The organism is Thalassospira lohafexi (genome assembly GCF_002844275.1).
Classification (GTDB): Bacteria; Pseudomonadota; Alphaproteobacteria; order Rhodospirillales; family Thalassospiraceae; genus Thalassospira; species Thalassospira lohafexi.
Genome location: NZ_NXGX01000004.1, coordinates 1 through 22,929 on the forward strand (window position 1 = coordinate 1; position 22,929 = coordinate 22,929).

Annotated in this window: 8 protein-coding genes; all 8 read left to right on the forward strand. The window is 54.8% G+C overall.

Going from position 1 to position 22,929, the window contains the following annotated elements:
* Window positions 1–43 precede the first annotated feature (43 nt).
* The 8 genes from COO92_RS09880 to COO92_RS09915 all read left to right on the forward strand — a co-directional run bounded on the left by COO92_RS09880 (window position 44) and on the right by COO92_RS09915 (window position 22,789).
* Window positions 44–17,071, forward strand: coding sequence for a calcium-binding protein (locus COO92_RS09880; protein ID WP_206186389.1), 17,028 nt, complete (start codon window positions 44–46; stop codon window positions 17,069–17,071).
* Window positions 17,072–17,230: 159 nt separating this feature from the next.
* Window positions 17,231–17,365, forward strand: a complete 135-nt coding sequence (gene rpmH, locus COO92_RS09885; RefSeq protein ID WP_033369208.1) for a 50S ribosomal protein L34 — start codon at window positions 17,231–17,233, stop codon at window positions 17,363–17,365.
* 4 nt (window positions 17,366–17,369) lie between these two features.
* A complete protein-coding gene (gene rnpA / locus COO92_RS09890) occupies window positions 17,370–17,831 on the forward strand; it encodes a ribonuclease P protein component (RefSeq protein WP_101301798.1) in 462 nt (153 codons plus the stop codon).
* The gene (gene yidD, locus COO92_RS09895) at window positions 17,828–18,139 is read left to right on the forward strand and encodes a membrane protein insertion efficiency factor YidD (RefSeq protein ID WP_022734142.1); all 312 of its coding nucleotides are present in this window, start codon (window positions 17,828–17,830) and stop codon (window positions 18,137–18,139) included. Before rnpA ends, yidD begins: the two co-directional genes overlap by 4 nt.
* Before the next feature lie 45 nt (window positions 18,140–18,184).
* Entirely contained in the window at window positions 18,185–19,897 is a 1,713-nt protein-coding gene (gene yidC, locus COO92_RS09900) for a membrane protein insertase YidC (protein WP_101301799.1), read from the forward strand.
* Window positions 19,898–19,967: 70 nt separating this feature from the next.
* Window positions 19,968–20,630 carry a ribosome biogenesis GTP-binding protein YihA/YsxC gene (gene yihA, locus COO92_RS09905; protein WP_022734140.1) on the forward strand — a complete coding sequence of 221 codons (663 nt, stop codon included), beginning with the start codon at window positions 19,968–19,970 and terminating at the stop codon, window positions 20,628–20,630.
* A gap of 54 nt (window positions 20,631–20,684) precedes the next feature.
* Window positions 20,685–21,617: an acetylglutamate kinase gene (gene argB, locus COO92_RS09910; RefSeq protein WP_022734139.1), complete on the forward strand. Its 933-nt coding sequence runs from the start codon at window positions 20,685–20,687 to the stop codon at window positions 21,615–21,617.
* A 146-nt stretch (window positions 21,618–21,763) separates the two neighbouring features.
* Window positions 21,764–22,789, forward strand: a complete 1,026-nt coding sequence (locus tag COO92_RS09915) for a GGDEF domain-containing protein (protein WP_101301801.1) — start codon at window positions 21,764–21,766, stop codon at window positions 22,787–22,789.
* Window positions 22,790–22,929 lie beyond the last annotated feature (140 nt).

Below are 22,929 nucleotides of genomic sequence, written 5' to 3' on the forward strand. Positions count from 1 at the left end.
CAGTTTGACGGTTGATGTTGCTCGCATTGCGGATGCACCGACGTTGGAAACGTCTGATGCGTCGGGTAATGAAGATTCGGCTATTGCACTCGATATCGATGCGGGGCTTACAGATTCTAGCGAAGTTCTTACCATTACGCTCTCCGGTGTGCCGGATGGTGCGACCCTGTCGGCGGGTACGGATAATGGTGACGGCACATGGACGCTGAGCTCAACCGACCTTGAAGGTCTGACGATCACGCCTGCGGATGATTTTAGCGGTTCGTTTGATCTTGGTGTGACGGCGCAGTCTGCGGACGGCGAAGACGTCGCGACGACCACGGGGTCAATCACGGTTGATGTTGCGGGCGTTGCGGATGCACCGACGCTTGATGTGGCGGATGCGTCTGGCAATGAAGATTCTGCTATTGCACTTGATATCGATGCTGGCCTTACCGACAGTTCCGAAACTCTGACAGTAACGATCTCCGGTGTACCGGATGGTGCGACCCTGTCGGCTGGTACTGATAATGGTGACGGCACTTGGACCCTGTCGTCTGGTGATCTTGAAGGTTTGACGATTACGCCAGCTGATGATTTCAGTGGGTCGTTTGATCTTGGTGTGGCGGCGCAGTCTGCGGACGGCGAAGATATTGCCACCACGTCTGGATCAATCACAGTCGATGTCGCGGGCGTCGCGGATGCACCGACGCTTGATGTCGCGGATGCGTCTGGCAATGAAGATTCGGCGATTGCGCTTGATATCGATGCAGGCCTCACCGATAGCTCCGAAACTTTGACAGTGACCATCTCCGGTGTTCCGGATGGTGCGAGCTTGTCGGCTGGTACGGATAACGGTGATGGCACCTGGACGCTGTCATCGGGGGATCTTGAAGGTCTGACAATTACGCCAGCGGATGACTTTAGCGGTTCGTTTGATCTTGGTGTGACGGCGCAGTCTGCAGACGGCGAGGATGTTGCCACGACCAGCGGTTCGATCACGGTTGATGTTGCGGGTGTCGCTGACGCTCCGACGTTGGAAGTGTCCGACGCGAGTGGTTACGAAGATCGATCAATTGCACTAGATATTGATGCGGGTCTGACCGACAGCTCTGAGACTTTGACGGTCACAATCAGCGGTGTTCCGGGCGGTGCGACCTTGTCGGCTGGTACAGATAACGGTGATGGGACTTGGACCTTGTCATCTGGTGATCTGGAAGGTCTAACGATTACGCCTGCTGATGATTTTAGCGGTTCGTTTGATATGGACGTTAGTGCTCAGTCTGCGGATGGTGAAGATGTTGCGGTCACGACCGACAGTCTGACCGTCGATGTGGCTGGCGTTGCCGATGCGCCGACACTTGATGTCGCCGATGCATCTGGCAATGAAGATTCAGCCATTGCACTGGATATCGATGCGGGGCTTACAGATTCTAGCGAAGTTCTTACCATTACCATCTCCGGTGTTCCGGACGGCGCGACCTTGTCGGCGGGTACGGATAATGGTGACGGCAGCTGGACGTTGAGTTCAGGCGATCTCGAAGGTCTGACGATTACACCGGCTGATGACTTCTCAGGTAGCTTCGATCTTGGTGTGACGGCACAGTCTGCGGATGGCGAAGACGTTACGACGACCAGTGGTTCGATCACGGTTGATGTGACGGGTGTCGCTGACGCTCCGACGTTGGAAGTGTCCGACGCGAGTGGTTACGAAGATCGCTCAATTGCACTCGATATTGATGCGGGTCTGACCGATAACTCCGAAATTCTTACGGTTACGATCTCCGGTGTTCCGGACGGTGCCACCTTGTCAGCGGGTACGGATAACGGTGACGGTAGCTGGACGTTAAGCTCTGGCGATCTTAATGGCCTCAAGATACGCCCGGCCCATAATTTTAGCGGGTCATTTGATCTCGACGTGAGTGCACAATCAGCGGACGGATCAGATATTGCCAGCGTCAGTGACAGTATCACTGTTGATGTCGAAGGCGTTGCAGACAGACCGCTCCTTGATGTGTCTGATGCATTGGGCAATGAAGACAGTGCGATCGCGCTTGATATAGACGCAAGTCTGACCGATTCCAGTGAAGTTCTGACCGTTACAGTGAGTGGTGTTCCTGATGGTGCAATCCTTTCTGCGGGAACAGATAATGGAGATGGCACCTGGACACTTGGGGCCGATGACCTCAAAGGTCTGACAATTACTCCACCTGAAAACTATAGCGGATCATTCGATCTGAGTGTCGTTGCCCGATCCACGGATGGCGATTCTTCTGCATCGACATCAGACCCAATTCGACTGACGCGGGGCTCAAGCTCCGGTAGCAACACGATTACGGTTGAGGTTACTGGCGTCGCGGATGCGCCGACGCTTGATGTTGCGGACGCATCTGGCAATGAAGATTCAGCCATCGCGCTTGATATCGATGCGGGGCTGACGGACTCCAGTGAAGTTCTAACAGTCACGATCTCAGGTGTTCCGGATGGCGCGACCCTGTCGGCAGGTACGGATAACGGGGATGGTACTTGGAGGCTGTCGTCGGGTGATCTTGAAGGTCTGACGATTACACCGGCGGATGACTTTAGTGGTTCGTTTGATCTTGGCGTGAGTGCTCAGTCTGCGGACGGCGAAGATGTTGCCGTAACGACCGACAGTCTGACGGTTGATGTCGCGGGCGTTGCAGATGCGCCAACGCTTGAGACTTCGAATACCTCTGGCTCTGAAGACAGTGCCATCGCCCTTGATATCGATGCCGGTCTGACGGACTCCAGTGAAGTTCTGACTATCACGATCTCCGGCGTGCCCGATGGCGCGACCCTGTCGGCCGGTACGGATAATGGGGATGGCACCTGGACGCTGTCGTCTGGTGACCTTGAAGGTCTGACGATTACGCCAGCGGATGACTTCTCTGGCAGTTTTGATCTTGGCGTTACGGCACAGTCTGCGGATGGTGAAGATGTTGCCACGACCACGGGATCAATCACGGTTGATGTCGCCGGTGTTGCCGACGCGCCAATACTTGATGTCGTGGGTGCATCTGGCAATGAAGACTCAGCGATTGCGCTTGATATCGACGCAGGTCTTACCGATAGCTCCGAAACTCTGACGGTCACGATCTCCGACGTTCCGGATGGTGCGACCCTGTCGGCGGGTACGGATAATGGTGACGGCACATGGACGTTGACGTCGGGTGACCTTGAAGGTTTGACAATTACACCTGCAGATGACTTCTCTGGCAGCTTCGATCTTGGTGTGACGGCACAGTCTGCGGATGGCGAAGATATTGCGACGACCTCTGGTTCGATCACAGTTGATGTCGCCGGTGTTGCCGACGCGCCAACACTTGAACTTACAGATGCGATGGGTGCTGAAGATTCTGCCATTGCACTGGATGTCGACGCAGGTCTTACCGATAGCTCTGAAGTTCTTACGGTTACGATCTCTGGCGTTCCGGATGGCGCGACCTTGTCGGCTGGTACGGATAACGGGGATGGGACCTGGACCCTGTCGTCGGGTGATCTTGAAGGTCTGACGATCACGCCTGCGGATGACTTTAGCGGTTCGTTCGACCTTGGTGTGACGGCACAGTCTGCCGATGGCGAGAACGTCGCAACCACGTCTGGCTCAATCACGGTTGATGTTGCCGGTGTCGCTGACGCTCCGACGTTGGAAACGTCTGATGCGAGCGGTTCGGAAGACAGCGCGATTGCGCTTGATGTAGATGCAAGTCTGACGGACTCCAGCGAAGTTCTCTCGGTCACGATCTCCGGCGTGCCTGATGGTGCGACCCTGTCGGCGGGTGCGGATAATGGGGATGGCACCTGGACGCTGTCGTCGGGCGACCTCGAAGGTCTGACGATTACCCCAGCGGACGATTTCTCTGGCAGCTTTGATCTGGGTGTGGCGGTGCAGTCTGCGGATGGTGAAGATGTTGCGACGACCACGGGATCAATCACGGTTGATGTTGCGGGTGTTGCGGATGCACCAACGCTTGAGACTTCGAATGCCTCTGGCTCTGAAGACAGTGCGATCGCACTCGATATCGATTCCGGTCTGACGGACAGCTCCGAAACGTTGACGGTTACGATCTCTGGCGTGCCAGATAGGGCAACCTTGTCTGCCGGTACCGATAATGGTGATGGTACTTGGACGTTGAGTTCAGGTGATCTTGAAGGTCTGACGATTACGCCTGCGGATGACTTCAGTGGTTCGTTTGATCTGGGCGTCAGTGCTCAGTCTGCGGATGGTGAAGACGTTGCCGTAACGACCGACAGTCTGACAGTTGATGTCGTGGGCGTTGCGGATGCGCCGACGTTGGAAACCTCTGATGCCAGCGGCTCGGAAGACAGTGCGATTGCGCTTGATATTGATGTCGGTCTGACAGATTCCAGCGAAACCCTGACAGTTACGATCTCTGGTGTTCCGGATGGCGCTACCCTGTCGGCCGGTACGGATAATGGTGACGGGACCTGGACGCTGAGCTCAACCGACCTTGAAGGTCTGACGATCACGCCAGCGGATGACTTTAGTGGGTCGTTTGATCTCGGTGTGAGTGCTCAGTCTGCGGATGGTGAAGACGTTGCGGTTACGACTGACAGGCTGACGGTTGAAGTTACTGGCGTTGCGGATGCACCGACGCTTGATGTGGCGGATGCATCCGGCAATGAAGATTCAGCCATCGCGCTTGATATCGATGCGGGTCTTACCGATAGCTCCGAGACTTTGACGGTTACGATCTCTGGCGTGCCAGCTGGGGCAACCTTGTCTGCCGGTACCGATAATGGTGATGGTACTTGGACGTTGAGTTCAGGTGATCTTGAAGGTCTGACGGTTACCCCGGCAGATGACTTCTCTGGTAGCTTTGATCTGGCTGTGACGGCACAGTCGGCTGATGGCGAGGACGTCGCAACCACTTCTGGCTCAATCACGGTGGATGTTGCGGGTGTCGCTGACGCTCCGACGTTGGAAACGTCTGATGCGAGCGGTTCGGAAGACAGTGCGATTGCGCTTGATATCGATGCGGGTCTTACCGATAGCTCCGAAACTCTTACGGTTACGATCTCCGGCGTGCCGGATAGTGCGACCCTTTCGGCTGGTACGGATAACGGGGATGGTACTTGGACGCTGTCGTCGGGTGATCTTGAAGGCCTGACGATTACACCTGCGGATGACTTCTCTGGCAGCTTTGATCTTGCTGTGACTGCTCAGTCTGCGGACGGTGAAAATGTTGCCGTAACGACTAACAGTCTGACAGTTGATGTCGTGGGCGTCGCGGATGCGCCGACGTTGGAAACGTCTGACGCCAGTGGTTCGGAAGACAGCGCGATTGCGCTTGATATTGATGCCGGTCTGACGGATTCCAGCGAGACACTTACAGTCACCATCTCCGGTGTTCCGGATGGTGCGACCCTGTCGGCGGGTACGGATAATGGTGACGGCACATGGACGTTGTCGTCGGGCGACCTTGAAGGTCTGACGATTACGCCTGCGGGTGACTTCTCTGGTCGCTTTGATCTAGGTGTTACCGCTCAGTCTGCGGATGGTGAAGACGTTGCCGTAACGACCGACAGTCTGACGGTTGATGTGGCTGGTGTTGCGGATGCGCCGACGTTGGAAACGTCTGACGCGAGCGGTTCGGAAGACAGTGCGATTGCGCTTGATATCGATGCGGGTCTTACCGACAGCTCCGAAGTTTTGACGGTCACGATCAGTGGTGTTCCTGATGGCGCAACTTTGTCTGCGGGTACCGATAATGGCGATGGTACTTGGACGTTGTCGTCGGGTGACCTTGATGGTCTGACAATTACGCCAGCCGACAATTTTAGCGGTTCGTTCGATCTGGATGTGACGGCCCAGTCTGCGGATGGTGAAGGCGTTGCGACCACCTCTGGTTCGACCACGGTTGATGTCGCCGGTGTTGCCGACGCGCCAACACTTGAACTTACAGATGCGATGGGTGCTGAAGATTCTGCCATTGCACTGGATGTCGACGCAGGTCTTACCGATAGCTCTGAAGTTCTTACGGTTACGATCTCTGGCGTTCCGGACGGTGCCTCCTTGTCAGCGGGTACGGATAACGGGGATGGCAGCTGGACGCTGTCGTCGGGCGATCTTGAAGGTTTGACGATTACGCCTGCGGATGATTTTAGCGGGTCGTTTGATCTTGGTGTGACGGCACAGTCTGCCGATGGCGAAGATGTTGCGACCACTTCAGGTTCGATCACCGTTGATGTGGCTGGCGTTGCGGATGCGCCGACGCTTGATGTTGCGGATGCATCTGGCAATGAAGATTCAGCCATCGCCCTTGATATCGATGCCGGTCTGACGGATTCCAGTGAGACGCTTACAGTCACCATCTCAGGTGTTCCGGGTGGCGCGACCCTCTCGGCCGGTACGGATAACGGGGATGGTACATGGACGCTGTCGTCGGTCGATCTTGAAGGTCTGACGATTACGCCTGCAGATGACTTTAGTGGTTCGTTTGATCTGGGCGTTAGTGCTCAGTCTGCGGATGGTGAAGATGTTGCCGTAACAACCGACAGTCTGACGGTTGATGTCGCGAGTGTTGCGGATGCGCCGACGCTAGATGTTACAGATGCGTCTGGCAGCGAAGACTCAGCTATTGCGCTTGATATCGGTGCTGGTCTGACGGATAGCTCGGAAGTTCTGACGGTTACGGTCTCCGGCGTGCCGGACGGTGCAACTCTGTCGGCGGGTACAGATAATGGCGACGGCACCTGGACGTTGGGTTCGGACGATCTTGAAGGTCTGACGATCACACCGGCTGATGAATATTGGGGATCATTTGATCTGGGTGTTGCGGCTACCTCCACAGATGGCACAGACAGCCAGAGTGTGTCGAATATCATTACTGTTGATGTTGCATCTGATGGGCGGGAAACCATCATTGGCAGTGATGGAAAGGACAAGATTACCGGCGGCGAAACGGACGATTACATTGATGGTGGCCGTGACCATGACAGCATAGCATCGGGTGCAGGCAACGATACTGTTTATGGTGGTGACGGTCATGACACGATTGATGCCGGTGCTGGAGATGACAGCGTTTTCGGTGGAACAGGCCACGATACAATTACCGGTGGCGAAGGGAATGATTACCTCGACGGCGGCAGTGGTGAGGATATCATCACGGGTGGTGCTGGCGACGATACTCTGGAGGGCGGCAGCGGAAACGACACGCTTGATGGTGGTGATGGCACCGATGTGCTGTCGGGTGGTTCATGGGATGATACGCTGATCGGGTCTGGCGGCGATACGCTTGACGGCGGGTCGGGTGATGACGTTCTGGATTATACGATAGAGCCGGAAAGTGGGCAGATAGGCCTCGTCGATGGCAGTGGCGACACCGATACTCTCAAGCTCAATCTGACGAGTGAACAGCTCTCAAATCCCGACATCCTGAGTGCTCTGCAGGATTTGCAAAACCACATCAACGGCGGCACTACAGGTAGCCTCACCCTTCCGGCTCTTGGTGTTGAAGTTGTCAATGTCGAACAACTTCAGGTTTTTGTCGACGGTGAAGTTTATAACCCGCTTGCCGATGCACCCACACTTGATGTCGCCGATGCACCTGGGAATGAAGATTCGGCTATTGCGCTCGATATTGATGCTTCGCTTTCGGATGCGACAGAGACGCTGAGTGTGACCATTTCAGGTGTGCCGGAAGGGGCGACTTTGTCAGCTGGAACCAGCAATGGTGATGGCAGTTGGACATTGAGCCCGGATCAACTGGATGGCCTCACAATTACGCCCCCTGCGGATTATGCGGGCAGTTTTGACCTGAGCGTGACAGCAACATCAGTTTCCGGTGAAGAAAGTGCAACGACCAGTGGTTCGATCACAGTCGATGTTGCGGGTGTTGCGGATGCGCCGACGTTGGAAACGTCTGATGCCAGTGGTTCGGAAGACAGTGCGATTGTGTTGGATATCGATGCTGATCTGACGGACAGCTCCGAGACTCTGACAGTTACGATCTCCGGTGTTCCGGACGGTGCGACCCTATCGGCTGGTACGGATAATGGTGACGGGACCTGGACCCTGTCATCGGGCGATCTTGAAGGTCTGACGATTACGCCTGCGGATGATTTTAGCGGTTCGTTCGATCTTGGCGTGACGGCCCAGTCTGCCGACGGCGAAGATGTTGCCATCACGTCTGGCTCAATCACGGTGGATGTTGCGGGTGTCGCGGATGCGCCGACGCTAGATGTTGCGGATGCGTCTGGCAACGAAGATTCAGCGATTGCGCTTGGTATTGATGCAGGTCTGACGGACTCCAGTGAAGTTCTCACTGTGACCATCAGTGGCGTGCCAGATGGCGCGACCCTGTCGGCTGGTACGGATAACGGTGACGGCACTTGGACGCTGTCGTCGGGTGATCTTGAAGGCCTGACGATTACGCCTGCGGATGACTTTAGTGGTTCGTTTGATCTTGGTGTGACGGCACAGTCTGCCGATGGTGAAGATGTTGCGACCACTTCAGGTTCGATCACGGTTGATGTTACCGGTGTCGCTGACGCTCCGACGTTGGAAACCTCTGACGCGAGTGGTTCGGAAGACAGCGCGATTGCGCTCGATATTGATGCGGGACTGACGGACTCCAGCGAAACCCTGACAGTTATTATAAGTGGCGTACCGGATGGTGCGAGCCTGTCGGCGGGGACTGATAATGGTGACGGTACATGGACCCTGTCATCGGGTGACCTTAAAGGTCTGACAATTACACCTGCAGATGACTTCTCTGGCAGCTTCGATCTTGGTGTGACGGCACAGTCGGCTGATGGCGAAGATATTGCAACGACCTCTGGTTCGATCACAGTTGATGTCGCCGGTGTTGCCGACGCGCCAACACTTGAACTTACAGATGCGATGGGTGCTGAAGATTCTGCCATTGCACTGGATGTCGACGCAGGTCTTACCGATAGCTCTGAAGTTCTTACGGTTACGATCTCCGGTGTTCCGGATGGTGCGACCCTGTCGGCTGGTACTGATAATGGTGACGGGACTTGGACGCTGTCGTCTGGTGATCTTGAAGGTCTGACGATTACGCCAGCCGGTGATTTTAGTGGTTCGTTTGATCTGGGTGTCACCGCGCAGTCGGCAGACGGCGAAGATGTTGCGACGACTTCTGGTTCGATCACTGTCGATGTCGCGGGCGTTGCGGATGCGCCAACGCTTGATGTTGGGGATGCGTCTGGCAGCGAAGATTCGGCTATTGCGCTTGATATCGATGCGGGCCTGACCGACAGCTCCGAAACGCTAACGGTTACGATCTCCGGTGTTCCGGACGGCGCGACCCTATCGGCTGGTACGAATAACGGCGATGGCACCTGGACTCTGTCATCATCTGATCTCGAAGGTCTGACTATTACCCCGGCAGATGACTTTAGTGGGTCGTTCGATCTTGGCGTGACGGCGCAGTCGGCAGATGGCGAGGACGTTGCAGTTACGACCGATAGTCTGACGGTTGATATTGCTGGCGTTGCGGATGCGCCAACGCTGGAAACATCTGACGCCAGTGGCTCTGAAGACAGTGCGATTGCGCTTGATATCGATGCGGGTCTGACGGATTCCAGCGAGACACTGACGGTTACGATCTCCGGTGTTCCGGATGGTGCGACCCTGTCGGCTGGTACGGATAACGGCGATGGTACCTGGACGCTGAGCTCAACCGACCTTGAAGGTCTGACGATTACGCCTGCCGATGACTTTAGTGGCTCGTTTGATCTTGGTGTGACGGCGCAGTCTGCGGACGGTGAAGACGTTGCGACGACCTCTGAGTCAATCACTGTCGATGTCGCGGGCGTTGCGGATGCGCCGACGCTTAATGTTGCGGATGCATCTGGCAATGAAGACAGTGCCATTGCACTCGATATCGATGCCGGTCTGACGGACTCCAGTGAAGTTCTATCTGTCACGATCTCCGGCGTACCCGATGGTGCGATTTTGTCTGCTGGTATGGACAACGGTGACGGCACCTGGACGCTGTCGTCGAGTGATCTTGAGGGCCTGTCGATTACGCCTGCCGATGACTTTAGCGGTTCGTTCGATCTGGATGTGACGGCCCAATCTGCGGACGGCGAAGATATTGCGACGACCTCTGGTTCGATCACGGTTGATGTTGCCGGTGTCGCTGACGCTCCGACGTTGGAAACCTCTGACGCGAGTGGTTCGGAAGACAGTGCGATTGCACTGGATATCGATGCGGGCCTGACCGACAGCTCTGAGACTTTGACCGTCACAATCAGCGGTGTTCCGGGCGGTGCGACCCTGTCGGCTGGAACGAATAATGGTGATGGCACCTGGACGCTGTCATCAGGCGATCTTGAAGGTCTGACGATCACACCAGCGGATGACTTTAGTGGGTCGTTCGACCTTGCTGTGAGTGCTCAGTCTGCCGACGGTGACGATGTTGCGATCACTTCTTTCTCGATTACAGTTGATGTGGCTGGCGTCGCGGATGCACCGACGTTGGAAACGTCTGATGCGAGCGGTTCGGAAGACAGCGCGATTGCGCTTGATATCGATGCGGGTCTGACGGATTCCAGCGAGACACTTACAGTCACGATCTCTGGCGTTCCGGATGGCGCGACCCTGTCGGCTGGTACGAATAATGGTGATGGTACCTGGACGCTGTCGTCGGGCGATCTTGAAGGTCTGACGATTACGCCTGCGGATGATTTTAGCGGTTCGTTTGATCTTGGTGTGACGGCACAGTCTGCTGACGGTGAAGATGTCGCGACCACTTCAGGTTCGATCACGGTTGATGTTACCGGTGTCGCTGACGCTCCGACGTTGGAAACCTCTGACGCGAGCGGTTCGGAAGACAGTGCGATTGCGCTTGATATAGATGCGGGTCTGACGGACAGCTCCGAAACGCTAACAGTAACCGTCTCGGGTGTTCCAGATGGTGCGACCCTGTCGGCTGGAACGAATAATGGTGATGGCACCTGGACGCTGTCGTCGGGTGATCTTGAAGGTCTGACGATTACACCTGCAGATGACTTCAGCGGTTCGTTCGATCTGGACGTCAGTGCTCAGTCTGCGGATGGCGAAGACGTCGCGACGACCTCTGGCTCGATCACGGTGGATGTCGCCGGTATTGCCGATGCGCCAACACTTGATGTTACAGATGCGTCTGGCAGCGAAGATTCAGCTATTGCTCTGGATATCGATGCTGGGCTTACCGACAGTTCGGAAATTCTTACAGTCACCATCTCCGGCGTGCCTGATGGTGCGACCCTTTCGGCTGGTACGGATAACGGTGACGGTACGTGGACTTTGTCGTCAGGCAACCTTGAAGGCCTGTCGATTACGCCTGCCGATGACTTCTCTGGCAGCTTTGATCTGGGTGTTACCGCTCAGTCTGCGGATGGCGAAGACGTTGCCGTAACGACCGACAGTCTGACGGTTGATGTTGCTGGCGTTGCGGATGCGCCAACGCTGGAAACGTCTGACGCCAGCGGTTCGGAAGACAGTGCGATTGCGCTTGATATTGATGCGGGCCTGACGGACTCCAGTGAAGTTCTGACTGTCACGATCTCCGGTGTACCGGACGGTACTACTCTGTCGGCTGGTACGGATAATGGTGATGGCACCTGGACGCTGTCATCAGGAGATCTTGAAGGTCTGACGATTACGCCTGCGGATGACTTTAGCGGTTCGTTTGATCTTGGTGTGACGGCGCAATCTGCCGACGGCGAAGATGTTGCCGTAACGACCGATAGTCTGACGGTCGATGTTGCGGGTGTTGCTGATGCGCCGACGCTTAATGTTGCGGATGCATCTGGCAATGAAGACAGTGCCATTGCACTGGATATCGACGCAGGTCTTACCGATAGCTCGGAAACGCTAACGGTTACGATCTCTGGCGTTCCGGATGGTGCGACCCTGTCGGCCGGTACGGATAACGGTGACGGCACATGGACGCTGTCGTCGGGCGATCTTGAAGGTCTGACGATTACGCCTGCGGATGATTTTAGTGGGTCGTTTGATCTCGGTGTGAGTGCTCAGTCTGCCGACGGTGAAGATGTCGCCAATGTTAGCGATACCATTACAGTTGATGTTGCCGGTGTAGCTGATGCGCCGACACTTGATGTCGCGGATGCGTCTGGCAATGAAGATTCAGCTATCGCTCTTGATATCGATACTGGACTTACCGACAGTTCGGAAATTCTTACGGTTACGATCTCCGGCGTGCCTGATGGTGCGACCCTTTCGGCTGGTACGGATAACGGTGACGGTACTTGGACGTTGAGTTCAGGAGATCTCGAAGGTCTGACGATCACGCCGGCTGATGACTTCTCAGGTAGCTTCGATCTTGGTGTGATGGCGAAGTCTGCGGACGGTGAAGACGTTGCGACGACCAGCGGATCAATTACGGTCGATGTTGCGGGTGTTGCTGATACACCGACGCTGGAAACGTCTGATGCCAGCGGTTCGGAAGACAGTGCAATTGTGCTTGATATCGATGCCGGTCTGACAGACAGCTCCGAAGTTCTGACGGTGACGATCTCCGGTGTGCCGGATGGTGCGACCCTGTCGGCTGGGACGGACAATGGTGACGGCATCTGGACCCTGTCATCGGGTGATCTTGAAGGTCTGACGATTACCCCGGCAGATGACTTTAGTGGCTCGTTCGATCTTGGCGTGACCGCACAGTCTGCGGATGGTGAAGATGTCGCCACGACCAGTGGATCAATCACGGTTGATGTTGCGGGTGTTGCGGATGCACCGACGCTGGAAACGTCTGACGCGAGCGGTTCGGAAGACAGTTCGATTGCACTTGATGTCGATGCGGGTCTAACGGACAGCTCCGAAACTTTGACGGTTACGATCTCTGGTGTTCCGGACGGTGCGAGTTTGTCGGCTGGCACAGATAACGGTGACGGCACATGGACCCTGTCGTCGGGTGATCTTGAAGGTCTGACGATCACGCCTGCGGATGACTTTAGCGGTTCGTTCGACCTTGGTGTGACTGCACAGTCTGCCGATGGTGAAGATCTTGTGACCACTTCAGGTTCGATCACGGTTGATGTTGCCGGTGTCGCTGACGCTCCGACGTTGGAAACGTCTGACGCGAGTGGTTCGGAAGACAGTGCGATTGCACTGGATATCGATGCGGGTCTGACGGACTCCAGTGAAGTTCTGTCTGTCACGATCTCCGGTGTTCCGGATGGAGCGACCCTGTCGGCCGGTACGGATAACGGTGACGGCATCTGGACGTTGTCGTCTGGTGACCTTGAAGGTCTGACGATCACGCCTGCCGATGACTTCTCTGGCAGCTTTGATCTGAGTGTTACCGCTCAGTCTGCGGATGGTGAGGATGTTGCCGTAACGACCGATAGTCTGACGGTCGATGTAGCGGGTGTTGCTGATGCACCGACGCTTGATGTGGCGGATGCATCCGGTAATGAAGATTCAGCCATCGCGCTTGATATAGATGCGGGTCTGACGGACAGCTCCGAAACGCTAACAGTAACCGTCTCGGGTGTTCCAGATGGTGCGACCCTGTCGGCTGGAACGAATAATGGTGATGGCACCTGGACGCTGTCGTCGGGCGATCTTGAAGGTCTGACGATTACGCCTGCGGATGATTTTAGCGGTTCGTTTGATCTTGGTGTGACGGCACAGTCTGCTGACGGTGAAGATGTCGCGACCACTTCAGGTTCGATCACGGTTGATGTTACCGGTGTCGCTGACGCTCCGACGTTGGAAACCTCTGACGCGAGCGGTTCGGAAGACAGTGCGATTGCGCTTGATATCGATTCAGGCTTTACCGACAGTTCCGAAACTCTGACAGTCACGATCTCCGGTGTTCCAGACGGTGCGACTTTGTCTGCCGGTACGGATAATGGGGATGGCACCTGGACGCTGTCGTCGGGCGATCTTGAAGGTCTGACGATTACGCCTGCGGATGATTTTAGTGGGTCGTTCGAGCTTGGTGTGAGTGCTCAGTCTACGGATGGTGAAGACGTTGCCGTAACGACCGACAGTTTGACGGTTGATGTTGCTGGCGTCGCCGATGCGCCGACGCTTGATGTTTTGGACGCGTCTGGCAACGAAGACAGCGCGATCGCGCTCAACATTGACGCAGGTCTTACCGACAGTTCAGAAACCTTAACGATTACGATCTCTGGTGTTCCGGACGGCGCTACGCTGTCTGCCGGTAACGATAACGGGGATGGTACTTGGACCTTGTCGTCGGATGATCTGGCGGGGCTCTCGGTTACACCGCCTTCTGATTATAGCGGTAGTTTCGATCTTCAAATTACGGCAAGCACACAAGACGGCGTTGATATCGCAAGTGTTTCTGACACGGTAATGGTGGATGTGATTGGCGATGCTGATCTGCCCACGCTTGAAGTTTCCGACGCCAGCGGTTCGGAAGACAGCGCAATTGCGCTTGATATCGATGCGGGTCTTACCGACAGCTCCGAAGTTCTGACGGTCACGATCAGTGGTGTTCCTGATGGCGCAACTTTGTCTGCGGGTACCGATAATGGCGATGGTACTTGGACGTTCTCGTCGGGCGACCTTGAAGGTCTGACGATTACGCCTGCGGATGATTATTCGGGATCGTTTGATCTGAGTGTGACAGTGACCTCGACTGATGGCGAAGATACTGCGAGTGTCACCGATGTCATCACAGTTGATATTGCCGGTGTTGCCGATACGCCGACGCTTGATGTGATTGCCGCGTCTGGTGATGAAGATACCAACATAGCGCTTGATATCGACGCAGGGTTAAGCGATGCGTCCGAAGTTCTTTCCGTCACGATTTCTGGTGTTCCAGATGGTGCGACCCTGTCGGCTGGTGCCGATAATGGTGATGGCACCTGGACTTTGGCGGCTGGCGATCTTGATGGTTTGACGATCAAGCCGGCGGATGACTATAGCGGATCATTTGATCTGAGTGTGACGGTGACCTCGACCGATGGCGACGATACCGCGAGTGTCTCGGACACCATCACGGTGGATGTTGCCGGTGTTGCCGATGCGCCGACAGTTGAAGCAAGTGACGCGTCTGGTGATGAAGATACCAACATTGCACTTGATATCGACGCAGGTCTAAGCGACGCGTCCGAAGTTCTTTCCGTTATGATTTCTGGCGTTCCGGATGGGGCAACTCTGTCGGCTGGTATCAATAACGGGGATGGGACCTGGACGCTGTCGGCGGGGGATCTGGACGGACTGACAATCAAACCGGCGGACGATTATAGCGGTTCGTTTGATCTGACCGTGACGGTGACCTCGACCGATGGTGATGATACCGCAAGTGTTTCTGATACCATAACAGTGGATGTCGAGGGTGTTGCCGACACGCCAACCCTTGAGGTGTCGGATGCCAGCGGTGACGAAGGTAACAGCGTTGCACTGGATATCGATGCCGCCGTGACCGATAGCAGCGAAACGCTGAGCATTACCATCAGTGGCGTGCCGTCGGGGGCAACTTTGTCTGCCGGGACCAACAACGGTGATGGCACATGGACCCTGACGTCCGCGCAATTGGTTGGACTGACGATTGCGGCGGCCAGTGACTATTCCGGCACGTTTGAGCTCAATGTTTCTGTGCAGTCGCGCGATGGCGATGACACCGCAACGACCACCGCCATTCTTGATGTCACGATTGAAGAAATGGTTGCTGCGGATGAAGTTGTCTGGGGATCTGGTTCGAATGATAGCATCGAAACCGGATCGGGCAATGACACCATCGGTTCTGGTGGCGGTCATGACACGATTTCAACCAATGCCGGCAATGACACGATCTGGGCCGGGAATGGCAATGATGTAATCTATGCTGGTGACGGTGACGACAGTGTCACCGGCGATGGTGGTGACGATTACATTGATGCCGGTGCCGGCAATGATACCGTTCACGGTGGTGAAGGCGAAAATACGATCTATGGCGGATCGGGGAATAACTACATCACTGGCGGCAGCGATGACGACAGTATCTATGCCAGCGACGGTGACAACATCATCTATGCCAACGAGGGTAATAACCATATTGAAACCGGTGCAGGCAATGACAGCCTGTATGCCGGGAGTGGTGACGACACAATCCTTGGGGGCGATGGCGACAACTACGTCAGCGCAGGCGAGGGTGAAAATTACATTGCAACCGGGTCTGGCAATGATCGCATTACGTCAGGAAGTGACGACGACACGATCATTGGTGGGGACGGCAACAACGAAATAACCGCTGGCGAAGGCAAAAACACCATCTGGGCGGGGACTGGTAACGATACCATCAGCACCGGTTCGGAAAATGACAAAATTTATGCCGGAGATGGCAACAACACGATTTCCGCGGGTGGTGGGAATAACATCATCGAGACAGGCAGCGGCAACGACAGCATCACCGCAAGCGGCGGCAATGATACGGTCAATGCTGGCGATGGGAATGACAATATCGATGTTGGCGACGGTAGAAACAAGGTCTGGGGTGAGGGTGGTGACGACTCCATCCACGGCACTTGGGGCAATGACAGCTTCTTTGGCGGCGATGGGAACGACATTCTTGTTGCCGACGGCGGCGATAACTATTTCGACGGCGGGGCGGACAACGACACCCTGACCGGCGGATGGGGCAAAGACACCTTCTATGGCGGCTCAGGCGACGATACGCTGAGCAGTGGCGGGGGTGATGACAAGCTGTATGGCGATGAAGGTGACGACACTCTTCTGGGCGGTGCAGGCAGGGATACCCTTGATGGTGGCGATGGTAATGACACGCTGTTTGGCGGGGATGACGACGACACCCTGATCGGCGGTATCGGCGACGATACGCTTTATGGTGACGGTGGGTCGGATCTGTTCATCTTTAACATGGGCGAAGGCAATGACTATGTTGATGGTGGGGCCAATGGATGGACCACCGATACCATCGAATTGAACGGCATAGGTGGCGGCAAAATCGACTCGAGTGACTGGACCTTGATCCTTGATGAAGGCGAAATCACCGATTCGAAAAAGCACCATCTGGAACTTTCGACCGATTCGTCGGGAACTATCGTCTTTTCGGACGGTTCTGAGTTGACATTCTCCAACGTCGAACGTATCGAATGGTGACGAATTCGCATTTCGGGTGCCGTCGGGACAAAATCCCGACGGCATTGCCGGTTTTCTGGGGACCAACACCTTGTCACGAGTTGACAGCATGGGTGTGAAGTCCTATACAGCGGACCTCGAATTTTATCGGATTACCTTATTTAGAACGGAGTAAGTGCAGTGAAGCGCACCTACCAGCCTAGCAATCTCGTACGGAAACGCCGCCACGGCTTCCGTTCCCGCAGCGCGACCGTCGGTGGCCGCCGTGTGCTTACCGCACGCCGCGCCAAGGGCCGCAAGCGTCTGTCGGCCTAATGTTGTGACCATTTCGGTGGAACGCCTTAAAAAGCGTACGGAATTCCTCCGTGTTGCGGGCACCCGCCGAAAATGGGTTACACAGGGATTGATCCTGCAGGGCGCACCACGCCCGGGGATCAAGCCGGATACAGAATACGCCGGTGAAGACCTGCTCGTACGAGTAGGCTTTACTGTCACCAAAAAGGTGGGAAAGGCCGTCGTCCGCAATCGCGTTCGGCGGCGTTTGCGTGCTGTGGCAGAGCAATTGATGACTGAACTCGCATTGCCCGGTTGGGATTATGTTGTGATCGGTCGTAACCAAACCATCGATCGGCCTTTTGAAAAGCTGGTTGATGATATGCGGTTTGCCCTGCGCCGAGTCCCTGATGCAAAGCCGTCTCCGGCCGATTCTCGTCGTCCCCGTAAGGGGGGTGGCGCAAAGAAGCCCGGCGGTTCGACAAAAGCAGGAGGTCCTGCGACATGAACTCTTCGAGTCCATCCCCCGGTCCCCTTGCACGTCTTCTTCAAATCGCAGTTCGCGGTTACCAGCTCTTTTTATCGCCTTATATCGGGTGGTCTTGCCGTTATCAGCCGACCTGTTCGGCTTTCATGATGGAAGCATTGGCCCGTCATGGGGCAATAAAAGGCGGCTGGATGGGATTTAAACGGATAATGCGTTGCCATCCATGGGGTGGTCATGGTTATGATCCGGTGCCCGAATGTGGCTGCGAACAAAACAAAGCGTCGTCGGATGGTGAAAACCGATCCCCGGCGCTTTCGTCATGTAAATAGAATAATCGGTCGGTTGATGCTGGCTGAGAAAAGCGGAAAGAAGCGATGAACGAACAACGTAACCTATGGGTCGCAATTGCATCGGCAGTTGTGATTCTCATCGGTTGGCAATTCTTCTTCGCGCCCGAACCTGATACTCAGGTTCGTGAAGCGCAAGTTCGCGAACAGCTTGATGCAAGTGGTAGTAATCCGCCGCAGGCATCCACCGGTGGGCCAAGTGTCCCGGGGGGACAGCCTGCTGTCCCGACCGTTAATCGGGATGATGCGCTGGCGAAATCACCACGTATCGCAATTGATACGCCGCGCGTCGAAGGTTCGATACGTCTTGTCGGTGGTGTGATTGATGATATCCAGCTTCAGGATTATCACGAAACCGAAGAACCTGACAGCCCACTGATCCATGTTTTGAACCCGACCGGCAGCAGTGATGCTTATTTCGCGGAGTTCGGCTGGGTCGGTACGGGCAAGGATGTTGTTCTGCCCAGCAGCGAAACCCGCTGGAGCGCAAGTGGCGACACCCTGACGGTCGATAACCCGATTACGCTAAGTTGGGATAACGGTGCCGGCCTGACCTTCAAACGCGAAATTTCCATCGATCAGAATTATCTGTTCACCGTTAATCAGTCAGTGGTCAATAACAGCGGTAGCGAAGTTACCCTGCATCCTTACGGCCTGATTTCGCGCAAGAACAAGCCGCAGACCGCAGGGTTCTATATCCTGCATGAAGGCCCGCTTGGCGTGATCGACGGGACTTTGACCGAGATCGATTATGATGATCTTGCCGATGATGGTGCGGTTGAAAAGAAAACCACCGGCGGCTGGCTTGGCATCACCGATAAATATTGGCTGGTTGCGCTGGCACCTTCCTCGGACGAGGAAATGACCACGCGTTTCAGCCACCATTTTGCTGAAAATACGGACAAGTATCAGACCGATTATCTTGGGGCAGCTCGCACGGTTGCCAATGGCAGCGAAGCAAAGGCGGAAACCCGTCTGTTTGCGGGTGCCAAGGAAGTAACCCTGCTTGATACTTATGCCGAGGACTACGGCATCACCAATTTCGATCTCGCGATTGATTTTGGCTGGTTCTACTTCCTGACCAAGCCGTTCTTCCTTGTTCTACAGTGGATGTATCATCTTGTTGGTAACTTCGGTGTTGCCATTTTGCTGATCACGGTCGCCGTTAAGGCAGTCATGTTCCCGTTGGCGAATAAATCGTACAAATCCATGAGTGCGATGAAAAAGCTGCAGCCGCAGATCACTGAAATGCGCGAGCAGTTCAAGGATGACCGCCAGCGTCAGCAGCAGGAAATGATGGCGCTGTACAAGCGTGAGAAAATCAATCCTGCCTCGGGTTGCTTGCCAATCATTGTACAGATCCCGGTGTTCTTTGCACTGTACAAGGTTCTGTTTGTGAGCATTGAGATGCGTCACGCGCCGTTCTTTGGCTGGATTCAGGATTTGTCTGCTCCGGATCCGACGTCTTTGTTCAACCTGTTTGGTCTGATCCCGTTTGATCCGCCGCAGATGTTGATGATTGGTGTCTGGCCGCTGATCATGGGTCTTACCATGTTCCTGCAGCAGAAACTCAACCCGGCGCCTGCCGATCCGACACAAGCCAAGATCATGATGTTCTTGCCGCTGATCTTTACCTTCATGCTGGCAAGCTTCCCGGCTGGTCTTGTGATCTATTGGGCCTGGAACAATACGCTGTCGATCATTCAGCAGCGCTACATCATGTATAAGATGGGGATTTAATCCCCATCTACCCTTTCTGGGTTGATCTTCCCTTCGGGGAAGATGCCCGGATCATGGGGAAGGAAGAACGATGACAGACGAAAACCTGCCGTCGGTAACGTCAATACCGACATACAAAGCACCACAAATTGAAGCCGGGCGGAAACTTTTTTCCCGCCCGGTTACCTTTCTTTTGGGTGTCGCCCAGCTTGAGCAACTGCCGCCTGAAGACAAAACGGAAATCTGTTTTGCCGGACGGTCCAATGTTGGTAAATCCAGCCTGATCAACGCGATCACGGGTCGTAAGGACATTGCGCGTACGTCCAACACACCCGGCCGGACGCAGCAGCTTAACTATTTTGATCTTGATGGCGCCTGCCATGTTGTCGATTTGCCGGGCTATGGCTTTGCGCAAGCCCCAAAAGACATCGTTGATACGTGGCAAAACCTGATCAAGCAGTATCTGCGTGGTCGGGTAACCCTGCGGCGTGTCTTCGTGTTGATCGATTCACGGCATGGCTTTATGAAGGCCGACCTCGACATGATGAAGGTGCTTGATGAAAGTGCCGTGACCTATCAGGTTGTGCTGACCAAGGCTGATAAGCTAAAAAAGGGACAGCTCGAAAAACGTATCAAGGAAGTGGTCAACGCACTGGTTAAGCATCCAGCGGCCTTGCCAAAAATCTTTGCGACGTCGAGTGAAAAGAATACCGGACTGGCAGAATTGCGCGCTGAAATCGCGTCGCTGCTGTAAAATTGCCGGTCTGATGCGTTAATATCCTGATGCGTTAATATGGGGAAGAGTAGGATGAACGAAGAAATCCGTTCTGAAGAAGATCAATCGGAATCCAGCGCATACCGGACGTTGGCCCGTGCGAAGGTCCTATCCGAAGCTCTTCCCTATATGCGTCGCTTTAACGGTCAGACGATTGTTATTAAATACGGCGGTCACGCGATGGGTGACCCCGAACTGGCGCGTTTGTTCGCACAGGATGTGGTGCTTTTAAAGCAGGTCGGTATGAACCCGATTGTGGTGCATGGCGGGGGACCGCAGATTGGCCAGATGCTTAAGCAGCTTAATATCCAGTCGGAATTCGTGGACGGCCTTCGGGTGACCGATCAACAGACCATCGATGTTGTCGAAATGGTTCTGGCAGGGAAAATCAACAAGGAAATCGTTTCAAACATCAATGCCGCTGGCGGCGTTGCTGTTGGTCTGTGCGGTAAGGATGCCAATCTTATCACCGCGCGCAAACTGACGCGGACCAAACGTGATCCTGAAAGCAATATCGAAAAAGTGCTCGATCTTGGCTTTGTCGGCGAACCGGTCAAAGTGGACCCGCATGTGCTTGATTGCTTTATCAATACCGACATAATTCCGGTTATTTCGCCAATCGGTGTTGGCGAAGACGGGCAGACATACAATATCAATGCGGATACCGCCGCTGGTGCGATCGCCAAGGCGGTTGGTGCAAGCCGTTTGTATATGCTGACGGATGTAAAAGGTATACTTGATGGAGACAAGAACCTTGTTCGGGACGCCACCATTGACCATATCAATGAGATGATCGCGGACGGGACCATTCAAGGCGGCATGATACCCAAAACTGAAACCTGCATGGATGCAGTACAGAACGGGGTTGAAGCATCTGTAATTGTTGATGGTCGTGCGCCGCATGCGGTCTTGCTGGAGCTGTTTACAGAACGTGGTGCAGGCACGATGATCCGGGCGCGTGAGTAGTCCGGAAGAATTCCACCACTTTAGTATAGTTTTTACTGGGTAAATCTGGCTCTGCGGGATGAATTAGGATAACTTGGTGCGGAATTTGATGCGAAATCATCATAACCCATTGAGATTTTTTTATAAAATTACCCGGAGCAACCGTTGTGCCGACGACGGAAGAACAGATATCTCGTCATTGGGGATATGCCGACGCAACCCTGAAAGCCCTGCGTGATCGCGGTCTGCGTCCAACACCCGAACTTTATCATGTGTGGTTCATTTATTTTGCTGCGGAAAACCCGGAAATATTGCGGGTCATTGATGCAGTAAATGCCAGCGGAGATGATCTCGCCGAAGATACCCTTCTGCAGCTATACTATCGGTATATCTTTGACCGTCAGGCCGCCGATTTCCTTCAGCGCGGAATGGAAGATTTTTCGCAGGTTGTCGAAAACAGTGACGAATGCCTGACGTCGGCGCGAAACAATATCCGCAGTTATGGTGAACTGCTGAAAAGTTCGTTGGGGACCCTTCGCGCGCACAAGGACGTCGGGCCGGTTGTGGGCGAGATTGTTGACCAGACCGAAGAAATGAAATCCACCATCGACAACCTTCATGTGCGGTTGGACGGATATCTTAACCGCGTTGTTTTGCTTCAGCGCGAACTTGAGCAAACCCGTGAACGGTCTTACACAGATGGCCTGACCCGCGTTTCGAACCGCATGCATTTCGAAGAACAGCTTTCCCAGCTTGCCAAGGAATACGACAGCAGCGAAGACGCCGAGCCGTTTTGTGTGATGATGGTGGATCTTGATCAGTTCAAGTCCATCAATGACCGGTTTGGTCATCGGATCGGCGACGAAATTCTGGTTTTGATCGCATCGATGCTTAAGGCCAACATCAAGGGCCGCGATATCGTTGCGCGTTATGGTGGGGATGAATTTGCGATTTTGCTTCCGCAAACCTCGCTTGATGATGCGATGGAAGTTGCCGCCGATATGAGTAAACGCATCGCCGCACGCGAGATCAAGGCAAAGAATTCCGGGGCCTCATATGGCCACATGACGGTTTCAGTCGGTGCGGCGGAATATGTTGCCCATGAAGGCGGGGCAAAACTGATTGATCGTGCAGACAGTGCGCTGTACCGCGCAAAAAAGGATGGTCGCAACCGTCACTTTGCTGCCGAGTAACACATCGTTCTACTGTAAATGTGCCCAAAGGGCGTTGTTTTGCGCGTCTTGTGCATGTGTGCCATGAACGGCGCAGGCTTGCATTAAACAGTGCAAAAGCGTATGTAACCAGCGCCCGGCAAGGTGATTGACCTTGCCGG

Bases quoted from the DNA above. Each gene is read 5' to 3' on its own strand.
- yihA (WP_022734140.1), top strand. From the start codon at position 19,968: ATGACAGACGAAAACCTGCCGTCGGTAACGTCAATACCGACATACAAA.
- argB (WP_022734139.1), top strand. From the start codon at position 20,685: ATGAACGAAGAAATCCGTTCTGAAGAAGATCAATCGGAATCCAGCGCA.
- yidC (WP_101301799.1), top strand. From the start codon at position 18,185: ATGAACGAACAACGTAACCTATGGGTCGCAATTGCATCGGCAGTTGTG.
- yidD (WP_022734142.1), top strand. From the start codon at position 17,828: ATGAACTCTTCGAGTCCATCCCCCGGTCCCCTTGCACGTCTTCTTCAA.